Annotated in this window: 24 protein-coding genes; 20 read left to right on the top strand and 4 right to left on the bottom strand. The window is 69.7% G+C overall.

Going from position 1 to position 24,766, the window contains the following annotated elements; translation table 11 throughout:
- Positions 1 to 23: 23 nt before the first annotated feature.
- Positions 24 to 1,628 (top strand): ABC transporter substrate-binding protein, encoded by a 1,605-nt coding sequence (locus AC07DS_RS10670; protein ID WP_479144083.1) that lies wholly within the window; start codon positions 24 to 26, stop codon positions 1,626 to 1,628.
- A 64-nt stretch (positions 1,629 to 1,692) separates the two neighbouring features.
- Positions 1,693 to 3,273 carry an ABC transporter substrate-binding protein gene (locus AC07DS_RS10665; protein ID WP_479144082.1) on the top strand — a complete coding sequence of 527 codons (1,581 nt, stop codon included), beginning with the start codon at positions 1,693 to 1,695 and terminating at the stop codon, positions 3,271 to 3,273.
- Positions 3,274 to 3,354: 81 nt separating this feature from the next.
- On the opposite strand, the gene AC07DS_RS10660 is transcribed toward AC07DS_RS10665, so the two are convergent.
- Positions 3,355 to 4,026 carry a response regulator gene (locus AC07DS_RS10660; RefSeq protein WP_094216819.1) on the bottom strand — a complete coding sequence of 224 codons (672 nt, stop codon included), beginning with the start codon at positions 4,024 to 4,026 and terminating at the stop codon, positions 3,355 to 3,357.
- A 14-nt stretch (positions 4,027 to 4,040) separates the two neighbouring features.
- A complete protein-coding gene (locus tag AC07DS_RS10655) occupies positions 4,041 to 4,997 on the bottom strand; it encodes a RecB family exonuclease (RefSeq protein WP_479144081.1) in 957 nt (318 codons plus the stop codon).
- Positions 4,998 to 5,174: 177 nt separating this feature from the next.
- Between AC07DS_RS10655 and AC07DS_RS10650 the strand changes: the two genes are divergently transcribed.
- From AC07DS_RS10650 to AC07DS_RS10640, 3 genes are all read left to right on the top strand, one after another.
- Positions 5,175 to 6,677 (top strand): site-2 protease family protein, encoded by a 1,503-nt coding sequence (locus AC07DS_RS10650; protein WP_479144080.1) that lies wholly within the window; start codon positions 5,175 to 5,177, stop codon positions 6,675 to 6,677.
- Between the two features lie 38 nt (positions 6,678 to 6,715).
- On the top strand, positions 6,716 to 7,618 hold the full coding sequence (locus AC07DS_RS10645; RefSeq protein ID WP_393476160.1) for a tRNA (adenine-N1)-methyltransferase: 903 nt from the start codon (positions 6,716 to 6,718) through the stop codon (positions 7,616 to 7,618).
- Positions 7,619 to 7,857: 239 nt separating this feature from the next.
- Positions 7,858 to 8,439 (top strand): hypothetical protein, encoded by a 582-nt coding sequence (locus AC07DS_RS10640; protein WP_479144079.1) that lies wholly within the window; start codon positions 7,858 to 7,860, stop codon positions 8,437 to 8,439.
- A gap of 24 nt (positions 8,440 to 8,463) precedes the next feature.
- Here the strand turns inward: AC07DS_RS10640 and AC07DS_RS10635 are convergent, their stop codons facing one another.
- Positions 8,464 to 8,766, bottom strand: coding sequence for a ferredoxin (locus AC07DS_RS10635; RefSeq protein WP_479144078.1), 303 nt, complete (start codon positions 8,764 to 8,766; stop codon positions 8,464 to 8,466).
- 519 nt (positions 8,767 to 9,285) lie between these two features.
- Between AC07DS_RS10635 and arc the strand changes: the two genes are divergently transcribed.
- The 5 genes from arc (at position 9,286) to prcA (ending at position 15,069) form a co-directional block, all read left to right on the top strand.
- Positions 9,286 to 11,052 carry a proteasome ATPase gene (arc, locus tag AC07DS_RS10630; protein WP_479144077.1) on the top strand — a complete coding sequence of 589 codons (1,767 nt, stop codon included), beginning with the start codon at positions 9,286 to 9,288 and terminating at the stop codon, positions 11,050 to 11,052.
- Positions 11,053 to 11,284: 232 nt separating this feature from the next.
- On the top strand, positions 11,285 to 12,796 hold the full coding sequence (gene dop, locus AC07DS_RS10625) for a depupylase/deamidase Dop (RefSeq protein WP_479144076.1): 1,512 nt from the start codon (positions 11,285 to 11,287) through the stop codon (positions 12,794 to 12,796).
- A gap of 198 nt (positions 12,797 to 12,994) precedes the next feature.
- Positions 12,995 to 13,213, top strand: a complete 219-nt coding sequence (locus tag AC07DS_RS10620) for a ubiquitin-like protein Pup (RefSeq protein ID WP_030744708.1) — start codon at positions 12,995 to 12,997, stop codon at positions 13,211 to 13,213.
- Between the two features lie 202 nt (positions 13,214 to 13,415).
- Positions 13,416 to 14,258 carry a proteasome subunit beta gene (gene prcB / locus AC07DS_RS10615; RefSeq protein WP_479144075.1) on the top strand — a complete coding sequence of 281 codons (843 nt, stop codon included), beginning with the start codon at positions 13,416 to 13,418 and terminating at the stop codon, positions 14,256 to 14,258.
- 61 nt (positions 14,259 to 14,319) lie between these two features.
- Positions 14,320 to 15,069, top strand: a complete 750-nt coding sequence (gene prcA, locus AC07DS_RS10610; RefSeq protein ID WP_479144074.1) for a proteasome subunit alpha — start codon at positions 14,320 to 14,322, stop codon at positions 15,067 to 15,069.
- Positions 15,070 to 15,143: 74 nt separating this feature from the next.
- Here the strand turns inward: prcA and AC07DS_RS10605 are convergent, their stop codons facing one another.
- Positions 15,144 to 16,160, bottom strand: a complete 1,017-nt coding sequence (locus tag AC07DS_RS10605) for a LacI family DNA-binding transcriptional regulator (protein ID WP_479144073.1) — start codon at positions 16,158 to 16,160, stop codon at positions 15,144 to 15,146.
- A 90-nt stretch (positions 16,161 to 16,250) separates the two neighbouring features.
- Between AC07DS_RS10605 and AC07DS_RS10600 the strand changes: the two genes are divergently transcribed.
- From AC07DS_RS10600 to tatC, 10 genes are all read left to right on the top strand, one after another.
- Positions 16,251 to 17,510 carry an MFS transporter gene (locus AC07DS_RS10600; protein WP_479144072.1) on the top strand — a complete coding sequence of 420 codons (1,260 nt, stop codon included), beginning with the start codon at positions 16,251 to 16,253 and terminating at the stop codon, positions 17,508 to 17,510.
- 9 nt (positions 17,511 to 17,519) lie between these two features.
- Complete coding sequence (pafA, locus tag AC07DS_RS10595) at positions 17,520 to 18,881, top strand: Pup--protein ligase (RefSeq protein WP_094216830.1); 1,362 nt, start codon at positions 17,520 to 17,522, stop codon at positions 18,879 to 18,881.
- A gap of 143 nt (positions 18,882 to 19,024) precedes the next feature.
- The gene (locus AC07DS_RS10590; protein ID WP_479144071.1) at positions 19,025 to 20,026 is read left to right on the top strand and encodes an FKBP-type peptidyl-prolyl cis-trans isomerase; all 1,002 of its coding nucleotides are present in this window, start codon (positions 19,025 to 19,027) and stop codon (positions 20,024 to 20,026) included.
- A 94-nt stretch (positions 20,027 to 20,120) separates the two neighbouring features.
- A complete protein-coding gene (locus AC07DS_RS10585) occupies positions 20,121 to 20,492 on the top strand; it encodes an FKBP-type peptidyl-prolyl cis-trans isomerase (RefSeq protein WP_479144070.1) in 372 nt (123 codons plus the stop codon).
- A gap of 146 nt (positions 20,493 to 20,638) precedes the next feature.
- Positions 20,639 to 21,616, top strand: coding sequence for a helix-turn-helix transcriptional regulator (locus AC07DS_RS10580; RefSeq protein WP_479144069.1), 978 nt, complete (start codon positions 20,639 to 20,641; stop codon positions 21,614 to 21,616).
- Positions 21,617 to 21,635: 19 nt separating this feature from the next.
- Positions 21,636 to 22,676 carry a helix-turn-helix transcriptional regulator gene (locus AC07DS_RS10575; RefSeq protein ID WP_479144068.1) on the top strand — a complete coding sequence of 347 codons (1,041 nt, stop codon included), beginning with the start codon at positions 21,636 to 21,638 and terminating at the stop codon, positions 22,674 to 22,676.
- Positions 22,673 to 22,966 (top strand): hypothetical protein, encoded by a 294-nt coding sequence (locus AC07DS_RS10570; protein ID WP_479144067.1) that lies wholly within the window; start codon positions 22,673 to 22,675, stop codon positions 22,964 to 22,966. Before AC07DS_RS10575 ends, AC07DS_RS10570 begins: the two co-directional genes overlap by 4 nt.
- A gap of 20 nt (positions 22,967 to 22,986) precedes the next feature.
- A complete protein-coding gene (locus tag AC07DS_RS10565; RefSeq protein ID WP_479144066.1) occupies positions 22,987 to 23,181 on the top strand; it encodes a hypothetical protein in 195 nt (64 codons plus the stop codon).
- A 257-nt stretch (positions 23,182 to 23,438) separates the two neighbouring features.
- On the top strand, positions 23,439 to 23,717 hold the full coding sequence (gene tatA / locus AC07DS_RS10560; RefSeq protein ID WP_479144065.1) for a Sec-independent protein translocase subunit TatA: 279 nt from the start codon (positions 23,439 to 23,441) through the stop codon (positions 23,715 to 23,717).
- A gap of 47 nt (positions 23,718 to 23,764) precedes the next feature.
- Positions 23,765 to 24,715 (top strand): twin-arginine translocase subunit TatC, encoded by a 951-nt coding sequence (gene tatC, locus AC07DS_RS10555; protein ID WP_479144064.1) that lies wholly within the window; start codon positions 23,765 to 23,767, stop codon positions 24,713 to 24,715.
- Positions 24,716 to 24,766 lie beyond the last annotated feature (51 nt).

Raw genomic sequence — 24,766 nt, 5'->3', positions numbered from 1 at the left:
AACAGTCCTGGAGAAAGTCCCGCATGAACCGCAAGACTTTGGTGCTGCCGGCAGTCGTCGGCCTGCTTACGCCGGTTCTCGCCGCGTGCGGCGGATCCGGCAGCGGGAGCAAGAGCGGGAACGCCATCGTCGTGGGCACCACGGACCGGTTCACCGTCACGAACGACATCCCCGCGCCCCTCGACCCCGCCTACGCCTACGACGTCGGCACCTGGAACATCCTGCGCCAGACCGTGCAGACCCTGATGACCCAGCCCAAGGGCGAGGGCGTGCCGGTGCCCGAGGCGGCCGAGAGCTGCGCCTTCACCGACAGCGGCAACGAGCGCTACGCCTGCAAGCTGCGGGACGGCCTGACCTTCGCCAACGGCGACAAGGTCACCGCCGAGGCCGTCAAGTACTCCATCGAGCGTGCCCTGCACATCAACGCCGACAGCGGTGTCGCCACCCTGCTGAACACGATCGACACGATCGAGACCCAGGGCGACCGCGAGGTCATCTTCCACCTCAAGACGGCCGACGCCACGTTCCCGTACAAGCTGTCCACCCCGGTCGCGGGCATCATCGACCCCAAGGACTACGACCGGCGCAAGCTGCGCGACGGCTTCGAGGTCGACGGCTCCGGCCCGTACACCTTCAAGGCCGACGTCGAGAACAACGCGATCGTCAGTGCCACGTTCACCAAGAACCCGTCCTACAAGGGCAGCGTGCAGGTGAACAACAGCGAGGTCGTGCTGCGCACCTACCACGACGCTGACGCCATGGGCGAGGCGATCGACAAGGGCGACATCGACGTCATGACGCGCGCCATGTCCCCGGCGCAGATCGACAAGCTGGACAGCGGCTCCGACGCGAACGTCGACCTGGTCGACATGCCGGGTCTGGAGATCCGCTACCTGGCCTTCAACACCAATGCGCCGACGGTGAAGAGCAAGGCCGTCCGCCAGGCCATGGCCCAGGTCGTCAACCGCGGCGAACTCGTCTCCAAGGTCTACGGCACCCAGGCCGAGCCGCTGTACTCGCTGGTCCCGGCGACCCTCACCGGCCACTCCAACTCGTTCTTCAACAAGTACGGCGACCCCAACGTCGGCAAGGCGAAGGACCTGCTGGCCAAGGCCGGCATCACCACACCGGTGAAGCTGACGCTGCACTACACCACCGACCACTACGGCTCGGCCACCAAGCAGGAGTTCCAGATCCTGCAGCAGCAGCTCAACGCCAGCGGTCTGTTCGACGTCAGCATCAAGGGCCACCTCTGGTCGTCCTTCCGGCCCGCCGAGAAGAAGGGCCAGTACGACGTCTACGGGATGGGCTGGTTCCCCGACTTCCCGGACGCCGACAACTTCATCGCGCCCTTCCTCGACAAGGGCAACTTCCTGGGCTCGCCGTACTCCAACAGCTCCGTCCAGCGCTCGCTGATCCCGGAGTCCCGCCGCGAGGCCGACCGGCTCAACGCCACCAAGACCCTGACCGAGATTCAGGACATCGTCGCCGAGGACGTCCCCGTGCTGCCCCTGTGGCAGGGCAAGCAGTACGTCGCCGCACGGAACGACATCACGGGCGTCTCCTACGCCCTGAACTCCTCCTCGACGCTTCAGCTGTGGGAGCTCGGCCGCGGCGTGAGCGGCTGACGTTCTCCTTGTCCGGGGCACGGAACGGGGGCCCCGGATCGACGAACCGACGACAAGGCACACAGTGAACATGCGCAACCAGTGGCCAGTTCTTCCCATCGTGGCGGGGCTGGCCTCCGGCCTGCTGACCGGCTGCGGCTCGGAAGACGGTGCATCCGGGGGTACCGGCTCCTCCGTGGTGATGGGGATGTCCGACGACGTCCTCGCCACGGACCCGGCTTCCGGTTACGACCCCGGCTCCTGGCTGTTGTTCAACAACGTCTTCCAGTCGCTGCTCAGCTTCCCCAAGGGCGGCACGGAGCCCGAGCCGGAGGCGGCGAAGCAGTGCTCCTTCACCGACACCCGGGCGATGGTGTTCAGGTGCGAGCTGAAGGACGGCCTGAAGTTCAGCAACGGTGACGACCTCACCTCCGAGGACGTGAAGTTCTCCTTCGACCGCATGCTGAAGATCAACGACTCCGCCGGCCCGGCGATCATGTTCCCGATGCTCCGCAAGGTCGAGGCGCCGGACGCGAAGACGGTCGTCTTCCGGCTCAAGGTCCCCGACGCCACCTTCCCCAGCAAGATCGCCTCCGGTGCCGGCTCCATCGTCGACCACCGGCAGTACGACGCGAACGGCCTGCGCACCGACGACAAGGCCGTCGGCTCCGGCCCCTACAAGCTGGACTCCTTCGACAAGGACGAGGCGGTCTTCTCCGTCAACTCCGACTACAAGGGCACCGCCGAGGTCAAGAACTCCGGCATCACCCTGAAGTTCTTCCACGGCGACCAGGCCGACCTGAAGAAGTCCCTCGAGGACGGTGACGTCGACATCGCCTACCGTGGTCTGTCCGCGACCGACATCGCCGACCTCGACCAGCAGGACGGCAAGAAGGGCGTCGACGTCGTCGAGGGCAGCAGCGCCGAGGTCCAGCACCTGGTCTTCAACATGAAGGACCCGGTCGCCGGCAAGCTCGGCGTCCGCAAGGCCATGGCCTACCTCCTCGACCGCGACGCCCTGGTCAAGAACGTCTACCAGGGCACCGCCACCCCGCTCTACTCGATCATCCCGGCGGGCATCGCGGGCCACAACACGGCGTTCTTCGACACCTACGGCGCCCGCCCGTCCAAGGAGAAGGCCGCCGCCGCGCTGCGTGCCGCAGGCATCACCGGCAAGGTGAAGCTCACCCTGTGGTCCACGCCGTCCCGTTACGGCCCCGCCACCGACGAGGAGCTGACGGCCATCGCCGGCCAGCTCAACGCGAGCGGACTCTTCCAGGCCGACGTCAAGTCCGTCGGCTTCGACCAGTACGAGAAGGACATCGCCCAGGGCAAGTACGGCGTCTACGTGAAGGGCTGGGTGCCGGACTACCCGGACGCCGACAACTTCACGGCCCCCTTCTTCGGCAAGGGCAACGTGCTGGGCAACAACTACAGCAACAACACCATCACCGGCTCCCTCATCCCCGGCACGGCCGCGCAGAGCGACCGTTCCGCGACCGACAAGGACTTCGGGAAGCTGCAGGACATCGTCGCCGACGAGCTGCCCGTGCTGCCGGTCTGGCAGGCCAAGCAGTACGCGCTCGCCCGCGACGGCGTCTACGGGCTGGAGTACTGCCTGGACGCCTCGACGGTGTTCCGGTTCTGGGAGCTGAGCAAGGGCTGACGGCCTCGGCCCCGGCCATGCGAAAGGGCGCCCTTCCCCGCGGGGGAGGGCGCCCTCGGCGTTTTCGTACCGCTTTACGCGCTACTGCGCGCCGGGCCGCACCAGGCCGCTCTCGTACGCGTACACCGCGGCCTGCACCCGGTCCCTGAGGCCCAGCTTGGTCAGGACGTGCCCGACGTGCGTCTTGACCGTGGTCTCGCTGACGAACAGGTCGGCGGCGATCTCGGCGTTGGACAGCCCGCGCGCCACCAGCTTCAGCACCTCGACCTCGCGGTCGGTGAGGGTGTGCAGGGTGTCCGGCACGGGCTCCTCGCCGGAGGGCAGATGCGTGGCGTACTTGTCCAGCAGACGGCGGGTGATGCTCGGCGCCAGCATGGCCTCGCCGGCCGCCACGACCCGGATCGCCTGCACCAGCTCGTTGGCGGGCGCGTCCTTGAGCAGGAAGCCGCTCGCCCCGGCCCGCAGCGCCTCCACCACGTACTCGTCGAGGTCGAACGTGGTCAGCACGAGCACCTTCGCCGGGCCGTCCCGGCCCGGACCGGAGATCTGCCGCGTCGCCTCCACCCCGTCCATCCGCGGCATCCGGATGTCCATGAGCACCACATCGGGCTGCAGGGCGCGCACCTGGTCGAGAGCCTGCAGGCCGTCACCGGCCTCGCCCACGACCGCGATGTCCTGCTCGGCCTCCAGGATCATGCGGAAACCGGTACGCAGCAGGGGCTGGTCGTCGACCAGTAGGACGCGGATGGCCACGTGACACTCCTTCGCTAGTCCCGGCCCATTCTGCCCTGCTGCACGGCCTGCGACTCAGGCGCCCTCAGCGGTAGCGGATAGGGCGGGGGAGTGCCGCCGAACTCCGGGCAGTGCGCCTGGTGGTCGCACCAGCCGCACAGCTTGGTCGGCCGGGGCCGCCACTCCCCGGTGTCCGTGGCCCGCCTGATGGCCTCCCACAGGGCGAGCAGCTTGCGCTCCACGCGCTCCAGGTCGGCGAGGACGGGGTCGTACGTCAGCACGTCCCCGCTGCCGAGATAGACGAGCTGGAGCCGGCGCGGGATCACCTGCTTCAGCCGCCATACGACGAGGGCGTAGAACTTCATCTGGAACAGCGCGCCCTCGGCGTACTCCGGCCGCGGCGCCTTGCCCGTCTTGTAGTCGACGATCCGCACCTCGCCCGTGGGCGCCACGTCCACCCGGTCGATGATCCCGCGCAGCCGCAGCCCCGACTCCAGCTCGGCCTCCACGAACAGCTCCCGCTCGGCGGGCTCCAGCCGGGACGGGTCCTCCAGCGTGAACCAGCGCTCCACGAGCTGCTCGGCCTCGCCGAGCCAGCGGGCCAGCCGCTCGCCCTCGGGGTCGTCGGCGAACAGCTCGCCGACCTCGGGCCTGCTCTCCCGCAGCCGGTCCCACTGGCCCGGGATCAGGGCCTTGGCCTGCGGCGCGGTCCGCTCCCCGGCGGGCGCGTCGAACAACCGCTCCAGCACGGCGTGCACCAGCGTGCCCCGGGTCGCCGCCTCGCTCGGCTTCTCCGGCAACCGGTCGATCACCCGGAACCGGTACAGCAGCGGACACTGCATGAAGTCACTGGCGCGCGACGGGGACAACGACGTCGGCGCGATCGCGGCCCGCTCACCCGCCGGCCCGGCGGCGTCACCGCCGACGCCTGCTGTCCCTGAGTCCTCGACCGCGCCGGGCCGGGCCCCCGCGTCCTCGTTGCTGCTGTCCATGACTCCAGACCATACGGCCCGGCACTGACAGTGACCCAGCCGCGGGCCGCGTCGGGCGCGCGCCGGCGGGGCAAACACAGGGGGTGCCGGGGCGGAACGTGCCACCACGGCCGCATACCATCGACCCAGACCCTTCCGCCCGGTTGGCGCGGAAGACGCTTCGAACGAGGGGACAGCGTGGACGTGAGCGGCGGGAGCGGGCAGCCGCGGTCCGGCAACGACGAGCCGGCCGAGCACCCCGCAGGTCCTACGGCCCCGACGACCGGAACCACCGACCACCCCGGGCCGGAGCCCCACGACGCCCCGACGCCTCCGGCGGACCGGGACCCCGGTCGGGACCCCGGCACCGCCGAGGACACCCCGACCGAGCCCCCGCACCCGACGACCGGCGGTGACAGCGGTGACACCGATGACACCGGGACCGGCGAAGAGGCGCCCGCCGCGGGCGCCCGCACCGGGTCCGGCGAGCACCGGACCCTCGCCCACTCCGGCATCGCCAAGGGCGAGCCGCCCCAGCCGCCGGCCAAGGAACCCGGTGGCGGCCTGCTCATGGGCCGGCCCTTCGGCGTGCCGGTCTACGTCGCGCCGAGCTGGTTCCTGGTCGCCGCGCTGATCACCTGGGTCTTCGGCGGCCAGCTGGACCGGGTGCTGCCGGAACTGGGCGCCGCCCGCTATCTGGTGTCCCTCTTCTTCGCCGTCGCCTTCTACGCCTCCGTGCTGGTCCACGAGCTGGCCCACACGGTCGCCGCGATCCGCTTCAAGCTCCCGGTCCGCCGCATCCAGCTCCAGTTCTTCGGCGGCGTCTCCGAGATCGAGAAGGAGGCCGAGACCCCGGGCCGGGAGTTCGTCCTGGCCTTCGTCGGACCGCTGCTCTCGCTCGTCCTCGCCGGGATCTTCTACCTGGCCATGAAACCGGTGCAGCCCGACACCGTCCCGGGCGTTCTGCTGGCCGGCCTGATGATCTCCAACCTCATCGTCGCCGGCTTCAACCTGCTGCCCGGCCTGCCCCTGGACGGCGGCCGCATGCTCCGCGCCGTCGTCTGGAAGATCACCGGCAGGCCCATGAGCGGCACCGTCGCCGCCGCCTGGGTCGGCCGCGCCCTCGCCATCTCGGTCCTCGTCGGTCTCCCGCTGCTCAACCAGTCCGGCGCCCTCGGCGGTGGCGGCGAGGAGATCAGCGGCATGGACACCGTCACCGACGCCCTGCTCGCCGCCATCCTCGCCGGGATCATCTGGACCGGCGCCGGCAACAGCCTGCGCATGGCCCGGCTGCGCGAGCACCTCCCCGAGCTGCGGGCCCGCACCCTGACCCGGCGGGCCGTACCCGTGGAGACCGACACCCCGCTCTCCGAGGCCCTGCGCCGCGCCAACGCCGCCGGTGCCCGCGCCCTGGTCGTCGTCGACTCCGAGGGCCACCCCCTCTCCCTCGTCCGCGAGGCCGCCATCGTCGGCGTACCCGAGCACCGCCGCCCCTGGGTCGCCGTCAGCGGCCTCGCCCAGGAGCTGACCGACGGCATGCGGGTCTCCGCCGAGCTGTCGGGGGAGGAACTGCTGGACGTCCTGCGGGCCACCCCGGCGACCGAGTACCTGGTGGTCGAGGAGAGCGGCGAGATCTACGGCGTCCTGTCCGCCGCGGACGTCGAACGCGCCTTCGTGAAGGCCATGGCGAGGCCGTCCTAGTGGTCGGCGGCCCCGTCAGGTGCCGGTAGGCTGGTCACATGTCCGAACCGACCGGTGCCGCCCGCAGGCGCGGGCCCTTCAAGGTCGGGGACCAGGTTCAGCTGACCGACCCCAAGGGCCGCCACTACACGTTCACGCTCGAAGCCGGGAAGAACTTCCACACCCACAAGGGCTCCTTCCCGCACGACGAACTGATCGGTGCTCCCGAGGGCAGCGTTGTCCGCACCACCGGCAACGTGGCCTACCTCGCGCTGCGCCCCCTGCTCCCCGACTACGTCCTGTCCATGCCCCGTGGGGCAGCCGTCGTCTACCCGAAGGACGCGGGGCAGATCCTCGCCTTCGCCGACATCTTCCCCGGCGCCCGCGTCGTGGAGGCCGGTGTCGGCTCCGGCTCGCTCAGCAGCTTCCTGCTGCGCGCCATCGGCGACCAGGGCATGCTGCACTCCTACGAGCGCCGCGAGGACTTCGCCGAGATCGCTCAGCAGAACGTGGAGCGCTACTTCGGCGGCCCGCACCCCGCCTGGCAGCTCACCGTCGGCGACCTGCAGGACAACCTGTCCGACGCCGACGTCGACCGCGTCATCCTCGACATGCTCGCTCCCTGGGAGTGCCTGGAGGCCGTCTCCAAGGCGCTCGTGCCGGGCGGCATCCTGTGCTGCTACGTGGCCACCACCACCCAGCTCGCCCGGACCGTCGAGTCCATCCGGGAGATCGGCTGCTTCAACGAGCCGACCGCCTGGGAGACGATGATCCGCAACTGGCACATCGAGGGCCTGGCCGTCCGCCCGGACCACCGGATGATCGGCCACACCGGCTTCCTGCTCACCGCCCGCCGCCTCGCGGACGGCGTCGAGCCGCCCATGCGCCGCCGCCGCCCCGCCAAGGGCGCCTACGGCGAGGACTACGCCGGCCCCAACGCCGACGGTGGCTCCGGCCGCTGACCCGCTCCCACCGAGCACAACGCCATGGCGCCGTGCCCGAGTTCCCGGCCGATCCGGGGAACTCGGGCACGGCGCCCGTTCGTTGGGACGGCACCGGGCCGGGTGCGGCCCCGCGCGCGTGCGTGTGCACTTCGCCGGCGGAAATTCCGCACCGACCCCGCCGTTCCCCCGCTCTGTGACGTGTGGCACCATGCAGGCCACCCCCCCCACCGGCACAGCCCTCACAGGAGACACTCCTAGTGCAGCAATCCGCCGTTCCGGAGCTCGCCCACGCGCACGCCCGGCCGATCCACTGGGTCGCCACGGCCACCGCGGTCGCCGGCGTGATCGCCCTGTCCTCCGTCGTGCAGCCCGGTTCGGCCACGGCCGCCCAGCCGGCCCCCGGCACCGAGGTCAGATCCGCCCCCGCCGCCGTCGCGCCGCCCAGCACGACGGGCGTGGACTTCCCCCTCGACTGCGGACCGGTGAAGGCGTTGGTGGTGAAGCAGGCCGCCGGCGACCTGGACGGCGACGGCAGACCGGAAACCGTCGCGGTCGTGCACTGCGACGCCCCCATGGGCACCCCGCCCGACGGTGTCTACGTCCTCACCCGGGGCGCGGACGGCGGCAGGGCCCGCGTGGTCGCCACACTCGTCGACCCCAAGGACCGCCGCACCGTCACCGACTTCGCGCTGCGCGCCGGTGCCGTCAGCGCCACCCTGCTCGGCTATTCGTCGTCCGACGTGCCCAGTTGCTGCCCCGACGTGAAAACCCCGGCCAAGTGGCGGTGGAACGGCACGGCGTTCCTCCGCTCCACCCCGGCCGGGGCGCACAGCGTCTGACCCGGAGCCTGTCCGAGGCCCGGCTCAGTCCGCGTCGGGCCCGTACACCTCGACCTTGTCCGAAACCCGGCGTACGTGGATGCACTCGCCGGGACACTCCTTCGCCGAGTCCACGACGTCCGTGAGCAGCGGCAGCGGCACCGGGGCCGTGGCCCCCTGGTGCAGGAGCAGCTCGTCGTCCGTGCCCTTCACATAGGCCAGCCCGTCGATGTCCAGCTCGAACACCTCGGGGGCGTACTGGGCGCAGATCCCGTCGCCGGTACACAGGTCCTGGTCGATCCAGACCTCCAGCGCCTCGCCGCCCGGGGCCTCCTGCTGCACGGTCATCTCTCCTGCCTTCGGTTCGCCGGGCGGTGGCCGAGCCGCGAAGGCCAGCCGGGTCCGCTCCAGCGGCTGTTGAACACCTCGACCCTACCTCCGTCCGATTTCCGCCGGTGTCCGGCGGGGGCCGGGGTTTCCTCCCGGGGCCCCTCGGGTACGACCGCCCGACCGGGGAAGGGAGCCCCGGCGGGCCGGGGGAGCACTTCAGGCCACCCCGGCGGTGACGCCGACCGTTCACACCGTCGCTCTGCGTGATGATCGCGGGAGCGTCCACAGGTCTGCCCGCGTACCGGCCGACCGGCCCGGAAGGGACAACTCCGGCCAGTCCTGAAGGGTTTTGACCGCCCCCGACAAGGAACAACCGGCTTCTGAATCACGTTGAGTGGGTATTCCCTCCGTGCGAGAGGGAGCGCACCGGGTGACCGACGACACACCTTGACAGTCTTTGTGATCTAGGGGTTTCAATCGACACCCACCCAGGTAGGGTCTGGAAGCGTCCAGCTCCCCTTGGAGGAGGTGAGGACCGTGGCAGCCCACGACGACGACATGAACCGCGGCATCCGCCCGGGACGAGGGTCCGACGACCCGGCCGGGCAGATCGCCTACCTTGAGCAGGAGATCGCCGTCCTGCGACGCAAGCTCGCCGACTCTCCGCGGCACACGAGGATTCTCGAAGAGCGGATCGTCGAGCTGCAGACCAACCTGGCCGGCGTCTCCGCCCAGAACGAGCGACTGGCCAACACGCTCCGCGAGGCCCGCGACCAGATCGTGGCCCTCAAGGAGGAGGTCGACCGGCTCGCCCAGCCGCCTGCCGGCTTCGGTGTCTTCCTGCAGGCCAACGAGGACGGCACGGCCGACATCTTCACCGGCGGCCGCAAACTGCGGGTGAACGTCAGCCCGAGTGTCGAACTCGAAGACCTCAGGCGCGGCCAGGAGGTCATGCTCAACGAGGCGCTCAACGTGGTCGAGGCCATGGAGTACGAGAGCGTCGGCGACATCGTCACCCTCAAGGAGATCCTCGAGGACGGCGAGCGCGCGCTGGTGCTGGGGCACACCGACGAGGAGCGGGTGGTGCGGCTCGCCGAGCCGCTGCTGGACGTCACCATCCGCCCCGGCGACGCCCTGCTGCTCGAGCCCCGCTCCGGCTACGTCTACGAGGTCGTGCCCAAGAGCGAGGTCGAGGAGCTCGTCCTCGAAGAGGTCCCCGACATCGGCTACGAGCAGATCGGTGGCCTGGGCAACCAGATCGAGGCGATCCGCGACGCGGTCGAGCTGCCGTACCTCTACCCCGACCTGTTCAAGGAGCACGAGCTGCGGCCGCCGAAGGGCGTCCTGCTCTACGGCCCTCCCGGCTGCGGCAAGACGCTGATCGCCAAGGCCGTGGCCAACTCGCTGGCCAAGAAGGTCGCCGAGGTGACCGGCCAGGCCGCCGGCAAGAGCTTCTTCCTCAACATCAAGGGCCCCGAGCTGCTCAACAAGTACGTCGGCGAGACCGAGCGGCAGATCCGCCTGGTCTTCCAGCGTGCGCGTGAGAAGGCCAGCGAGGGCACCCCCGTGATCGTCTTCTTCGACGAGATGGAGTCCCTCTTCCGCACCCGTGGCTCCGGTGTCAGCTCGGACGTGGAGAACACCATCGTCCCGCAGCTGCTCGCCGAGATCGACGGCGTGGAGGGCCTGGAGAACGTGGTCGTGATCGGTGCCTCCAACCGTGAGGACATGATCGACCCCGCCATCCTGCGCCCCGGCCGGCTCGACGTGAAGATCAAGATCGAGCGTCCGGACGCCGAGGCGGCGAAGGACATCTTCGGCAAGTACCTCACCGAGCGGCTCCCGCTGCACGCCGATGACCTCGGCGAGCACGGCGGCAGCAAGGAGACGACCGTCCAGAGCATGATCCAGACGGCGGTCGAGCACATGTACGCCGAATCCGAGGAGAACCGCTTCCTGGAGGTCACCTACGCCAATGGCGACAAGGAAGTCCTTTACTTCAAGGACTTCAATTCCGGCGCCATGATCGAGAACATCGTGGGCCGCGCCAAGAAGATGGCGATCAAGGACTTCCTGGAGAAGAGCCAGAAGGGTCTCCGCGTCTCCCACCTGCTCCAGGCCTGTGTGGACGAGTTCAAGGAGAACGAGGACCTGCCCAACACCACCAACCCGGACGACTGGGCCCGGATCTCCGGAAAGAAGGGCGAGCGGATCGTGTACATCCGTACGCTCATCACCGGAAAGCAGGGTGCGGACACCGGCCGCTCGATCGACACGGTGGCGAATACCGGTCAGTACCTGTAAAGGCAGGGCGGCTGCGGGTGCCCTCGGCGGGTACCCGCAGCCGACTGTTTTTCTGGCCACGACCGGAGCAGGCAATGACGCAAATGATCTCCCCACCAGCGCAAAGGCGTTCTAGGCTCTTTCCTACCGCCGAGTCGCGCAGTGCGGGGACGGGCACCGCACACGCACCGGAGCTCCAGCGGTACTTGAGCGGCGCCCACGACCGAGGGTGCCGCCGGGCAAGGAGGGCCGCATGACCGTACGGCGAGTAATGGGCATTGAGACGGAGTACGGGATCTCCGTCCCCGGCCACCCGAACGCCAATGCCATGCTCACCTCGTCCCAGATCGTCAACGCCTACGCGGCGGCGATGCACCGGGCCCGCCGGGCCCGCTGGGACTTCGAGGAGGAGAACCCGCTGCGGGACGCGCGAGGCTTCGACCTCGCCCGGGAGGCCGCCGACGCCAGCCAGCTCACCGACGAGGACATCGGCCTCGCCAACGTGATCCTCACCAACGGCGCGCGCCTGTACGTGGACCATGCCCACCCCGAGTACAGCGCCCCCGAGGTGACCAATCCCCGCGACGCCGTCCTCTGGGACAAGGCCGGCGAGCGGATCATGGCCGAGGCCGCCGAGCGGGCCGCCCAGCTGCCCGGCGCCCAGCAGATCCACCTCTACAAGAACAACACCGACAACAAGGGCGCCTCCTACGGCACGCACGAGAACTACCTGATGAAGCGGGAGACCCCCTTCTCGGACATCGTGCGCCACCTCACGCCCTTCTTCGTCTCCCGCCAGGTCTTCGCCGGAGCGGGCCGCGTCGGCATCGGTCAGGACGGGCACGAGCACGGCTTCCAGCTCAGTCAGCGCGCGGACTACTTCGAGGTCGAGGTGGGCCTGGAGACCACCCTCAAGCGCCCGATCATCAACACCCGGGACGAGCCCCACGCGGACGCGGAGAAGTACCGCCGCCTGCACGTGATCATCGGCGACGCCAACCTCTCCGAGATCTCCACCTACCTCAAGCTGGGCACGACCGCCCTGGTCCTGTCCATGATCGAGGACGGCTTCATCGCGGTCGACCTCGCGGTGGACCAGCCCGTGCGCACGCTCCACCAGGTCTCCCACGATCCGTCCCTCAAGCGTGTGGTCACCCTCCGCAGCGGCCGGACACTGACCGCGGTCCAGTTGCAGATGGAGTACTTCGAGCTGTCCCGCAAGTACGTGGAGGAGCGCTTCGGTGCGGACGCCGACGAGCAGACCAAGGACGTGCTCTCCCGCTGGGAGGACACGCTCAACCGGCTGGAGAACGACCCGATGAGCCTCGCCGGCGAGCTGGACTGGGTCGCCAAGCGGGAGCTGATGGAGGGCTACCGCCGTCGTGACGGCCTCGACTGGGACGCCGCCCGGCTGCACCTGGTCGACCTGCAGTACGCCGACGTACGCGCCGAGAAGGGCCTCTACAACCGTCTGGCCGCCCGCGGGCGCATGAAGCGGCTGCTGGACGAGTCCGAGGTCGACAGGGCCCGTACCAAGCCGCCGGAGGACACACGCGCGTACTTCCGCGGCCGCTGTCTGGAGCAGTACGCGGACGACGTGGCCGCTGCCTCCTGGGACTCGGTCATCTTCGACCTGCCCGGCCGGGACTCGCTCCAGCGCGTTCCAACCCTCGAACCGCTTCGCGGAACGCGAAATCACGTCAAGGAGCTGCTGGACCGCTGCCGTACGGCGGAAGACCTGGTCAAGGTCCTGTCAGGCGGCTGACCGCGGCCGGCCGGTACGCGTACCGGCCCGGGCGGGCAGGGTGGAAATCCCACCGTCCGGGAATCATCGAGGTGGCCCCCGCACGTTGTCGAAACTGCGGGGCCGATGTCGGACCCGGCTTGTAGGGTCTGATCATCACCGATCGGCAGGAATGCCGACCCGTCGACCATGTCGGGCGAACTGAGCGGGGTGAGGGATATGGCAACCAAGGACACCGGCGGCGGTCAGCAGAAGGCCACGCGCTCCACCGAGGAGGTCGAGGAGCAGGCGCAGGACGCGCAGGCTCAGGGCGACCTCAAGGAGCGGCACGAGAAGCTGTCCGACGACGTGGACTCCGTCCTGGACGAGATCGACGACGTCCTGGAGGAGAACGCAGAGGACTTCGTGCGTTCCTTCGTTCAAAAGGGCGGTCAGTAGACCGACCTTACCTTCGAATCAGAGGTTCGAGGGTGCGGGAGTCGTGAGTGGCCGATGAGCGGACGACGAAGCGCTGCTCGCGGCCGGAGGAGTCCGGTCCGCGAGCAGTCTTCGTTCTGGGTATCGGCTCCGGCCGAGCATGTGGATCACCGTCACGAGCCGGGTAAGGTCCGTGACATACCGCTTACTTGGAAGGAAACTTGTGGAAGCCAATACTCGTGGCACCGGGCGTCTACCAGCTGCCTTCCTGACGCCAGGCTCTTCTTCGTTCATGGACTTCCTCGGCGAGCACCAGCCCGAGCTGCTGCCCGGCAAGCGGCAGCTGCCCACCCAGGGGGTGATCGAGGCGCCGCACGGCACGACCATCGTGGCCGTCACGTTCCCCGGCGGTGTGGTGCTGGCCGGTGACCGCCGCGCCACCATGGGCAACGTCATCGCCCAGCGGGACATCGAGAAGGTGTTCCCGGCGGACGAGTACTCGGCCGTCGGCATCGCCGGCACCGCCGGTCTCGCCGTCGAGATGGTCAAGCTCTTCCAGCTCGAGCTGGAGCACTTCGAGAAGGTCGAGGGCGCCCAGCTGTCGCTGGAGGGCAAGGCGAACCGGCTGTCGACCATGATCCGTTCCAACCTCGGCATGGCCATGCAGGGCCTGGCCGTGGTGCCCCTGTTCGCCGGGTTCGACCTGGACCGGGAGAGGGGGCGCATCTTCTCCTACGACGTCACGGGCGGCCGCTCAGAGGAGCACAACTTCGCCGCGACGGGCTCCGGCTCGATCTTCGCGCGGGGTGCCATGAAGAAGCTCTTCCGTGACGACCTGACCGAGGAGCAGGCCACGACCCTCGTGGTCCAGGCCCTGTACGACGCGGCAGACGACGACTCGGCGACCGGTGGTCCCGATGTCGCCCGCCGGATCTACCCGATCATCACCGTGATCACCGAGGACGGCTTCCGCCGGCTCTCCGACGACGAGGCCTCCGAGCTCTCCCGGGCGGTGCTCCAGCGCCGCCTGGAGGAGCCCGACGGTCCCAAGGCCGCCCTGCTCTGAGCGCGGGCCCGGCTCTTATCGAGGTGATCCAGTGATCAAGACAGAAAGGGACGGATAACCGGTGTCGACGCCGTTCTATGTCTCACCCCAGCAGGCCATGGCCGACCGGGCCGAGTACGCCCGCAAGGGCATCGCCCGCGGCCGCAGCCTGGTCGTGCTGCAGTACGCCGACGGCATCGTCTTCGTCGGCGAGAACCCGTCCCGCGCGCTGCACAAGTTCAGCGAGATCTACGACCGGATCGGCTTCGCGGCCGCCGGCAAGTACAACGAGTACGAGAACCTCCGCATCGGCGGCGTCCGCTACGCCGACCTGCGCGGTTACACCTACGACCGGGACGACGTGACCGCCCGCGGTCTCGCCAACGTCTACGCCCAGACCCTCGGCACGATCTTCTCCAGCGCCGCCGAGAAGCCGTACGAGGTGGAGCTGGTCGTCGCGGAGGTCGGGAACACCCCGGACGGCGACCAGATCTACCGGCTGCCGCACGACGGCTCGATCGTCGACGAGCACGGCTCGGTCGCGGTCGGTGGCAACGCGGAGCTGATCAGCAACTACCTGGACCAGCGCCACCAGGACGGCATGACCCTGGCCGAGGCGCTGAAGCTGGCCGTGCAGGCCCTGTCCCGCGAGTCGAACGGCAGCCAGCGGGAGATCCCCGCCGAGCGCCTGGAGGTCGCGGTGCTGGACCGCACCCGCCCCCAGACCCGTAAGTTCAAGCGCATCGTCGGCCGTCAGCTCGCCCGCCTCCTGGAGGAGAACGGCGCGGCCACCGAGGCCGAGAGCTCCGAGGAGGAGGGCTCCGAGGAGTAGCGCTCCGAGGAGCAGCCCGTCCGTATCCCGCTCCCGTGTGCCCCGGCCGGTCCTCCGGCCGGGGCACACGGCGTTCAGGAGGCGCGAGGCGGCGCCGTGGACCCCCGTACGACCAGTTCCACCGGAATGTCCCCGCGCTCGGGCTCCCGGCCCTCCAGGACCGCCAGCAGGGCCTCCATGCCGCGTTCCCCGAACAGCTCGGCGTCCAGTCGCACCGTCGTCAGCTCGGGGTCGAGGGCCGTGGCCAGGGCGAGGTCGTCCAGTCCGGTCACCGAGACGTCGTCAGGCACGCGCAGACCCAGGCGGCGCAGGGCCTTGTAGGCACCGGCCGCCAGCTTGTCGTCGTCGCAGACCACCGCCGTCGGCCGGGGGCCGGGCGCGGTGAACGCGGCCTCGGCGGCCGCCAGGGCGCCCTCGATGGAGATCGGTGCGGGGGCCGTAAGGATCCGGGTCCCCGGCACGGCGGACAAGCGCGCCGCCAGCTCCCGCGCGCGCATCTCGAACGTCCAGGAGGGCACGTCGGCGGCCAGGTGCAGGACGCGGCGGTGGCCGAGGCCCAGCAGGTGCTCGGCGACCTGCCGGACGCCGTCGGCGATGTCCAGGTTCACGGTGGCCGCGCCCAGGCTGCCCATGGGGTCGCTGTCGAGCATGACCAGCGGGAGCTGGTCGCCGCGGATCGCGGTGAGCGCGTCGGCCGCCATCGAGGAGGCGATGACGCCGTCCAGGGCGGCCTGGGCGGAGGCGAAGGGGTCGCGGGCCGGGCCGATGCCCTCGGGGGAGGGGTACAGCACGACGCCGAAGCCGTGCCGGGCGGCCACCCGGGCCGCGCCCGTGTAGACACCCGCGAAGAACTCGGTGGTCAGCGCCGGCACCACGAGCAGCACCGTGCGGGTACGGCCCAGACGCAGGTTGCGGGCGGCCAGGTTGGGCCGGTAGCCCAGCTCGCGCGCGGCCTCCCGGACCCGCTCGGCGGTGGCCTCGGAGACCCGGCCGCGCCACTTGTCGCCCAGGACGAGCGAGACGGCCGCCTGGGAGACCCCGGCCGCCTGTGCGACGTCACGGCTGGTCGGGCGCGTACTGCTGCGTGCCACGGCGGGGGCCTGCTCCTTCGTGTGGACGTGTGAACAGCGCACATGGTACGTATGAGTGGCGACGTTATACGTAACACTTGGAGGCGGGACATGGCCGCGGGATACCTGGAGATCCTGAAGCAGAGACACGCGGCCCGTCTGCTGACCGGCACGCTGGTGGGCCGGCTGCCCAACGCGACCGCCGCGATCGCCCTGGTGCTCTTCGTCCGCGGCGAGGGCGGCACGTACAGCCTGGCGGGCGCTCTCGCGGCCGTGTACGGCGTCGCCAACGCGGTGGGGCAGCCCGTGCTGGGCCGCCTCGTGGACCTGTACGGCCAGCCGCGCGTCCAGCTGCCCGCCGCCGTCCTCTCCGCCCTCGCCATGACGGCCTTCGCCTTCTCCGGCACCGACCGACTGCCCCTCGCGTACGCCGCCGTCGCGGCCGCCGGCCTCTTCACACCGCCCCTGGAGGGCGGTCTGCGTGCCCTGTGGCCCTCCGTACTGCGCCGCGAGGAGCAGGTGCACACCGCGTACGCCATGGACGCCGTCGCCCAGGAAGTCATGTTCACCGTCGGCCCGTTGCTGGTGACCCTGTGCGTGTCCCTGTGGTCGGAGCGTGCGGCCCTGCTGGTGCTCAACGTCGTCGGCGTCCTCGGTGCCCTCTCGGTGGTCGCCTCGCCGCCCTCGCGCGCGTGGCGCTCGGCCCCGCGCGAGGCGCACTGGCTCGGCGCCCTGCGCTCGCCCGGCCTGCTCGTACTGCTCGGCGCCTTCCTGTTCGTCGGCATCGCGCTCGGCTCCATCACCGTGGCCTCGGTGCCGTACGCGGACGACCACGGCGGTGACGCCGTCTACGGCTGGCTGATGGCCGCACTCGGCCTCGGGGCCCTCGTCGGCGGCACCGTCTACGGCGCGCGCCGGTGGAGCGGCACGCCCGAGCGGCGACTGCGCATCCTGGTGGCGCTTCTGGCGGTGTGTTACCTGCCGCTGATGCTGATGCCGGGCGCCGTCGGCATGGTGCTGCTCACCGTGGTCTCCGGCGTGTTCCTGGCCCCCTGTATCGCCTGCGCGTTCATCATCGTCGACCGGCACGCGCCGAGCGGAACCGTCACCGAGGCGTTCTCCTGGCTCGTGACGACGTTCACCGTGGGTGCCTCGGTCGGAACGGGGCTGGCGGGCCCGGTGATACAGGCCGGTGGCGCGCTGTGGGGATTCGCCCTCCCGGGCGTCGCGGGAGCCGTGTCCCTGCTGGTCCTCCTCGCCACCGGAGGGGTCCTCGCAGCTCCCGCGCGGAGCGGGGTTGTTGCGGCTTCATCGGAAAATGATCCAAATCGTGCTGCCGAACCCCGTTTCAGCTCAGGGGATCGGGCGTAATGTTCAGTCATGGACCGCCGCATTTTCGGGCTGGAGAACGAGTACGGCGTCACGTGCACGTTCAGGGGACAGCGGCGCCTGTCTCCTGACGAGGTGGCGCGGTACCTCTTCCGCCGTGTCGTGTCATGGGGCCGCAGCAGTAATGTCTTTCTGCGAAACGGCGCCCGGCTCTATCTCGACGTGGGGTCACATCCGGAATACGCGACACCCGAATGTGACAACGTGACCGAACTGGTCACCCACGACAAGGCCGGCGAGCGCATTCTCGAAGGACTCCTGGTGGACGCGGAACGACGCCTGCACGAGGAGGGAATCGCGGGCGACGTCTACCTCTTCAAGAACAACACCGACTCGGCAGGCAACTCCTACGGCTGCCACGAGAACTATCTGGTGGCGCGGCACGGGGAGTTCTCCCGGCTCGCGGACATCCTCATCCCCTTCCTGGTGACCAGGCAGCTGCTGTGCGGCGCGGGCAAGGTCCTGCAGACCCCGCGCGGCGCCGTCTACTGCGTCAGCCAGCGGGCGGAGCACATCTGGGAGGGCGTCTCCTCGGCGACGACCCGCTCCCGGCCCATCATCAACACCCGCGACGAACCGCACGCGGACGCCGAGCGCTACCGCCGCCTGCACGTCATCGTGGGCGACTCGAACATGTCCGAGACGACCATGCTGCTCAAGGTCGGCGCCACCGACCTGGTGCTGCGCATGATCGAGGCGGGGACCGTGATGCGCGACCTCACCCTGGAGAACCCGATCCGGGCGATCCGCGAGGTCAGCCACGACATCACCGGCCGGCGCAAGGTGCGCCTGGCCAGCGGCCGGGAGGCCTCCGCGCTGGAGGTGCAGCGCGAGTACTTCGACAAGGCCGTGGACTTCTGCGACCGCCGGGGCATCCGCACCGGCACCGTCGCGCAGGTCCTGGAGCTGTGGGGCCGTACCCTCGACGCGATCGAGACCGAGGAGCTCGACCGCATCGGCACCGAGATCGACTGGGTCATGAAGTACAAGCTCATCGAGCGGTACCGGGCCAAGCACAACATGACCATGTCCCACCCGAGGGTCGCCCAGATAGACCTCGCCTACCACGACATCCACCGCCGTCGTGGTCTGTACTACCTGCTGGAGAAGAGAGGCCAAGCCGCCCGGATCTGCAACGACTTGAAGATCTTCGAGGGCAAGTCGGTTCCCCCGCAGACCACTCGGGCACGGCTGCGCGGCGACTTCATCCGCAGGGCACAGGAACAGCGCCGGGACTTCACGGTCGACTGGGTGCACCTGAAGCTCAACGACCAGGCACAGCGCACCGTGTTGTGCAAGGACCCGTTCCGTTCGGTGGACGACCGGGTGGAGAAGCTCATCGCCGGAATGTGACAAAGGCACGTGAGTCAAGCGTTTCCGCACTGAAATGCCGGAACGCCACACGGGCGTCGTACGTTTCCCGTACGGCGCCCTTCTCGCGTCGTAGAGTTGCGCGCACGCCAATCCACAAGATCGACCGATTACGAGGCATCTCCGTGCGCCGACGCTCCCTCCTCCTCGCCGCTGTACCCGCAGGACTGGTCACGCTCGCCGCGTGCGGCGACGACAAGTCCGAATCCAGCAAGGCCAGTGCGTCACCGTCGCCCTCGGCCTCCACGCCCCCGCCCAAGATCGTGGAGGGGCCGCTGCCGGCGATCACGGCGGGCACGAAGTTCGGCGAGAAGCCGACGGTCGCCAAGGGGCCGGGCGAGCCCTCGAAGAACCTCGCGGTCAAGACCGTCATCCCGGGCAACGGCCGCACGATCGCGGAGAACGACTTCATCAAGGCGAACTACCTGGGCCAGATCTGGAGCACCGCCAAGGTCTTCGACAACTCCTACGACCGCAACCGCCCGCTGATCATCCAGCTCGCCCAGGGCAGCATCATCGACGGCTGGCGGTACGCGATCGCGGGCAAGAAGGTGGGCAGCCGGATCGAGCTGGCCGTCCCGCCGGAGCTGGGCTACGGCAAGTCGGGCAACCCGCAGGCGGGCATCAAGGGCACCGACACCCTGGTCTTCGTCATCGACCTGATGGACTCGTTCAACTCCAAGAGCTCCGCCCAGGGCAAGCCGGTCCCGCAGACCGACGCCGCCCTGCCCAAGGTCGGCACCAACACCGACGGCAAGGCGCCCGAGATCACCGTCCCGAAGTCCGCGCCGCCCAAGAAGCTGGTGTCGGCCTACGTCCTGGAGGGCGACGGCGACGAGGTCAAGGCGAACCAGACGGTCCTGTGCCAGTTCAAGGCAGTGGTCTGGGACGGCGGCAAGACGTTTCAGCAGACGTACGGCTCCGGGCGGCTCAGCCAGTTCTCGCTGGAGCAGATGCAGCAGGCCGTCAAGGGCCTGGCCGAGGGACTGACCGGCAAGAAGGTGGGCAGCAGGGTCCTCGTCGTCATCCCGCCGGAGCTGGGCTACGGCGACAACCCGCCGAGCGGCGGTGCCGTCAAGAAGGGCTCCACGCTGGTGTTCTCGGTGGACATCCTGGCCGCGATGTAGCCGTGCCGCGCCGTGGTGGAGATGGCAGGCGCCAGACCAGCGGGGATGAAAGACTGTCCGTGTTTCGTGTCGTACACAAGCAGGAGCTTTAGACGTGAGCATCGACAAGCCCGAGATCGACTTCCCGGGCGGCGAGCCCCCGGCGGACCTCGAGATCAAGGACATCTGGGAGGGTGACGGCGCCGTCGCGGAGGCGGGCCAGACCGTCACCGTCCACTACGTGGGTGTTGCCTTCAGCACGGGCGAGGAGTTCGACGCCAGCTGGAACCGCGGCACGCCGTTCCGCTTCCCGCTGGGCGGCGGCCGGGTCATCAAGGGCTGGGACCTCGGCGTGCAGGGCATGAAGGTCGGCGGCCGCCGCCAGCTGACCATCCCGGCGCACCTCGCCTACGGCGACCAGAGCCCGACCCCGGCGATCAAGCCCGGCGAGACGCTGATCTTCGTCGTGGACCTGATCGCGGTCTGATCGTCGTACGGCCTGTTTTCGGGATCTGACCGGACCCGATCGACTGGGGCCCATGCCTGTCCGGGCATGGGCCCTCGGCTTTGCCAGGCCACTTCTGAGCGGTACGGTCGTCGTCCGTAAGCACCACAGGAAGGCGAAGGGCGTCGATGGCCATTGCCAAGGCAGAGCGGCTGATGAACCTCGCGCTGTGTCTGCTCGGGACACGGCGGCCGCTCAGCAAGCGGGAGCTTCGCGACTCCATCGAGGCCTACGTCGAGGCCGGCAGGCCGGAGAAGGGCGCGGCCGGCTCGGACGACTCCTTCAACCGGATGTTCGAGCGGGACAAGGACGACCTGCGCGAGCTGGGCCTGGTCATCGAGACCGTCGAGAACATCGACGGAGAGGTCGGCTACCTCGCCCGTCGCGACAGCAACCGTCTGCCCCCCATCACCCTGGACGCCGAGGAGGCCGCCGCCCTCGGTCTCGCCGCCAAGGTCTGGCAGCAGGCCCGCCTGGCCGGAGCGGCCAGCGGCGCACTGCAGAAGCTGCGCGCGGCCGGGCTGCCCGAGGACGTCGACCCGTACGAGGCCCACGGTGCCCTGGAACCGCGCATCCCGGTGCACGAAGCCGCGTTCGAGCCGCTGATGCTCGCCTGCCGCGACCGCCGCCCGGTCGTCTTCGACTACCGCAAGGCCTCCGCCGCCCACCCCGAGCCCCGGCACGTCGAGCCGTGGGCGCTGGAGTGCTGGCGCGGCCACTGGTACCTGGCCGGCTGGGACCGCGACCGGGGCGCCGAGCGCGTCTTCCGGCTCTCCCGGATCACCGGCCGGGTGCGCTCACGGGGCACCGGCTTCACCGCGCCCGTTCCGGACGTCGTCACCGTGCGCGAGACCGTCGCGGGCTGGGCCGGCGAGATCGCCGACCGGTCGGCGCTGATCAGACTGCGTTCCGGCGCCGGTTACCCCCTTCGGGCGAAAGCCACCGAGGTCCGGGAACTCGGTGACGGCTGGGACGAGTTGGAGATTCCGTACGGGCACGGCCTGGACGCCTGGCTGGTGGAGTTCGGGCCGGACGTGATCGTCGTGGAGCCCGCCGAGCTGCGGGCCGACGTGGTGGACCGGCTGCGTGCCGTGGCCAAGGGCTGAGGGGGAGCGGAGCATAACCATGGCAGGCAAACCGGCCAGGCCCGTGAACGCGATCGACCAGACCCGGCGGATGCTTTCGCTGGTCACCTACCTGAGGGAGCGCCCCGGCGCCCGGATCGCGGACGTCGCGCGCGCCTTCGGCATCACCGAGGACGAGCTGGTCTCCGACCTCGATCTGCTGCCCATGTGCGGCACCAGCTTCCGCGGCGGCGACCTGCTGGACATCGACACCGACGGCGAGCGCATCTGGTGGCACAACGCGGCCGCGCTCGGCGAGGAGGCGGCCGAGCCGCTGCGGCTCGCCGCCGACGAGGCCACGGCCCTGCTGGTGGCCGCGCGCGCGGTGTCGACCCTGCCCGGCCTGCGGGAGGGCGACCGCCAGGCGCTGCTGCGGGCGACGGCCAAGGTGGAGACGGCGGCCGGAGAGGCCGCCGGTGCCAGCTCCCGTCTCTCGGTGACGTTCGAGTCCGAGGGCGGCGTCTTCGCCGACGTCGACCGGGCGATCTCGGAGCGCCGCCGGCTGTGGATCCGCTACTACTCACCCGCCCGTGACGAGGTCACCGAGCGCGAGATCGACCCCATCCGCCTGGTCAGCGTCGGCCACACCTATGTGGAGGCCTGGTGCCGCCGCTCCGAGGCCCGGCGCACCTTCCGGCTCGACCGGGTGGCCGAGATCAGGATCCTCGACGAGCCCTCGGCGCCGCCGGAGATCGAGCTGCGGGACCTCTCCGAGGCACTGGTGCAGCCGGCCGCCGAGGATCCGGAGGTCGTGATCGAGGTCGGTCCCGGCGGCCGCTGGGTGGCCGAGTACTACCCGCACGACAGCGCCGATGAGCTTCCCGACGGCGGGCTGCGTATTACTCTGCGCACCCCCGATCCGGCCTCCCTGCGCCGGCTGGCCCTGCGCCTCGGCCGCGACGGCAGGATCGTCTCGCCGCCCGAGCTGGCCGAAAGCGCCCGCACGGCGGCCCGCGAGGCCCTGGCGGCGTACGACACACCGCCGGCGGCGGCGCACGGTGTTCACGACGGGCAGGACGACAGGCAGGAGCGAGGGCTTTGAACGAGTCTGCGGGGTCCGGTGCCGGTGAAATGACGGTGGCGGCCGCTTTCGCCGGGATGAAGAGAGTGGTCCCCGTGATGTTCAAGGCCGGCTGCCCGGACTGCCGGGGCCGCTTCGAGCTCGCCGCGAGCGCCCTGCGCCTGGCCATCGGCGCCACGAGCCGGACGACGTTCTACTCCTTCGTCTGCCCCGACTGCGGCTCCTCGGTGCGCAAGCCGGCCGGGGAGCGCATCGTCGAGCTGCTCACCGGCGGCGGCGTCAGGACCCTGCGGCTGCACTCCACCGTGTAGGACCGTCTAGGCTCGACGTCATGTTCTGGCCGATGTTCGCGGTAGCCGTGGGTTTCCTGGGTCTCGCCGTCCTGGGGGTGCTCGCCGTCCGGGTCTTCCTGGAGGCGCGGCGTCTCGGTGAGCAGGTCTCGGCCTCCGCACGCCGTATCAACAGGGCGGCCGAGGACCTGGAGCGGGCGGCGGCCGGCGCGGCCCGCGCCGTGGACACGCTGTGAACGACACCCCCGGGACCTGTGAGTCGCCCGTGGGATGCGCTTTGGGCCACTTCGCCCTGTCATGCTGAGTGCCGGGACAGGTACGCTCTGATCGCGGTGCGAAGAGCGAGGCGCGTACCGCGGACCGGGAGTACGCACGGGGATTGCCTGACGTTCACCCCTGAGCGTTACGATCGCTGTCAGCACGACCATCGGGCACATGTCCGACTGGTCGGACAGCACCCCATCCAGTCGCCTCGGTGAGAAGGTAAAGACTTATGTTCGGAAGGCTCGGAGCCCCCGAGATCATTCTCATCCTCGTCGTCATCGTGCTGCTGTTCGGCGCGAAGAAGCTTCCGGACATGGCCCGCTCGCTCGGCAAGTCCGCGCGCATCCTGAAGAGCGAAGCCAAGGCGATGAAGGAGGAGGGCAACACTTCCGCCCAGGCTCCCGCTTCCAACGAGCAGCCCGCGGCCCAGCGCACCATCCAGGCGGCCCCCGGCGACGTGACCAGCTCGCGGCCGGTCAACGAGCCGACGGACACCACCAAGCGCTGACCCAGCGCCGGAACCCTCCGGCCTGCCGCACGAGATGAGGACGTGGGTTGCTCAAGTCTGCCCGCAAGCAGGAGAAGGATCCCGAGGGGCGGATGCCTCTCGCGGATCACCTTCGTGAGCTCCGCAACCGGCTCGCGAAGGCCATGCTGGCCATCGTCGTGGTGACGATCGTCGCCGCCTTCTTCTACAACGACATCATCAACTTCCTGACGAGGCCCATCCTCGACTCGATCGGTTGCCCGCAGACGTTCGAGGAGCTGGCGAAGTCCAGCGGCAAGACCCAGTGCGCGGAGATCACGATCAACGGTCTCCTCGCCCCGTTCACGCTGGCCCTCCAGGTCTCGCTGATGGCGGGTGTCGTGCTCGCGTCGCCGATCTGGCTCTACCAGCTGTGGGCGTTCGTCGCGCCGGGTCTGCACCGGCACGAGAAGAAGTACGCCTACGCCTTCGTGTTCACCGGCGCCCCGCTGTTCTTCGCCGGTGCCTTCTTCGCGTACAAGGTGCTGCCCACCACGGCGAAGGTGCTGATCGACTTCACGCCGAACGGTGCCATCAGGAACTTCCTGCCGCTGGACGACCTGCTCCAGCTGGTCACGCGCATGGTGATCGTCTTCGGCCTCTCCTTCGAGCTGCCGCTGCTGCTGATCATGCTCAACCTCACCGGGGTGCTCAGCGGCCAGCGCATGCTCGGCTGGTGGCGCGGCATGATCCTCGGCATCACGGTCTTCGCGGCCGTGGCCACGCCGAGCACCGACCCGCTGTCGATGCTGGCGCTCGCCGGACCGATCTGGGTGCTGTACTTCGCGGCGGTCGGCTTCTCGCTGATGAACGACAAGCGCAAGCGCCGCCGCGAGGCCGCGGGGCCGGCCGACGACGAGGCCTCCGACCTGGACCTCACGCCCGAGGACATCGGCGACGTCGAGCCCGTCCCGGCCAGCCGGACCGTGCCCGAGCAGGCAGGCGCCGACCGGGTCAACGGTTACGACGACGTCACCTGAGCATCCACCGAGCCGAAAGCGCGATGCCCCCGTCCCCGAGGACGGGGGCAT

This window comes from Streptomyces sp. NPDC044064 (genome assembly GCF_056434245.1).
Note: the sequence above shows the minus strand (reverse complement) of the source record. Positions and strands in the feature narration are given on the sequence as shown.

Bases quoted from the DNA above. Each gene is read 5' to 3' on its own strand.
- AC07DS_RS10670 (WP_479144083.1), top strand. From the start codon at position 24: ATGAACCGCAAGACTTTGGTGCTGCCGGCAGTCGTCGGCCTGCTTACG.
- AC07DS_RS10655 (WP_479144081.1), bottom strand. From the start codon at position 4,997: ATGGACAGCAGCAACGAGGACGCGGGGGCCCGGCCCGGCGCGGTCGAG.
- AC07DS_RS10645 (WP_393476160.1), top strand. From the start codon at position 6,716: ATGTCCGAACCGACCGGTGCCGCCCGCAGGCGCGGGCCCTTCAAGGTC.
- AC07DS_RS10635 (WP_479144078.1), bottom strand. From the start codon at position 8,766: ATGACCGTGCAGCAGGAGGCCCCGGGCGGCGAGGCGCTGGAGGTCTGG.
- dop (WP_479144076.1), top strand. From the start codon at position 11,285: ATGACCGTACGGCGAGTAATGGGCATTGAGACGGAGTACGGGATCTCC.
- AC07DS_RS10620 (WP_030744708.1), top strand. From the start codon at position 12,995: ATGGCAACCAAGGACACCGGCGGCGGTCAGCAGAAGGCCACGCGCTCC.
- AC07DS_RS10600 (WP_479144072.1), top strand. From the start codon at position 16,251: ATGGCCGCGGGATACCTGGAGATCCTGAAGCAGAGACACGCGGCCCGT.
- pafA (WP_094216830.1), top strand. From the start codon at position 17,520: ATGGACCGCCGCATTTTCGGGCTGGAGAACGAGTACGGCGTCACGTGC.
- AC07DS_RS10580 (WP_479144069.1), top strand. From the start codon at position 20,639: ATGGCCATTGCCAAGGCAGAGCGGCTGATGAACCTCGCGCTGTGTCTG.
- AC07DS_RS10575 (WP_479144068.1), top strand. From the start codon at position 21,636: ATGGCAGGCAAACCGGCCAGGCCCGTGAACGCGATCGACCAGACCCGG.
- AC07DS_RS10565 (WP_479144066.1), top strand. From the start codon at position 22,987: ATGTTCTGGCCGATGTTCGCGGTAGCCGTGGGTTTCCTGGGTCTCGCC.
- tatA (WP_479144065.1), top strand. From the start codon at position 23,439: ATGTTCGGAAGGCTCGGAGCCCCCGAGATCATTCTCATCCTCGTCGTC.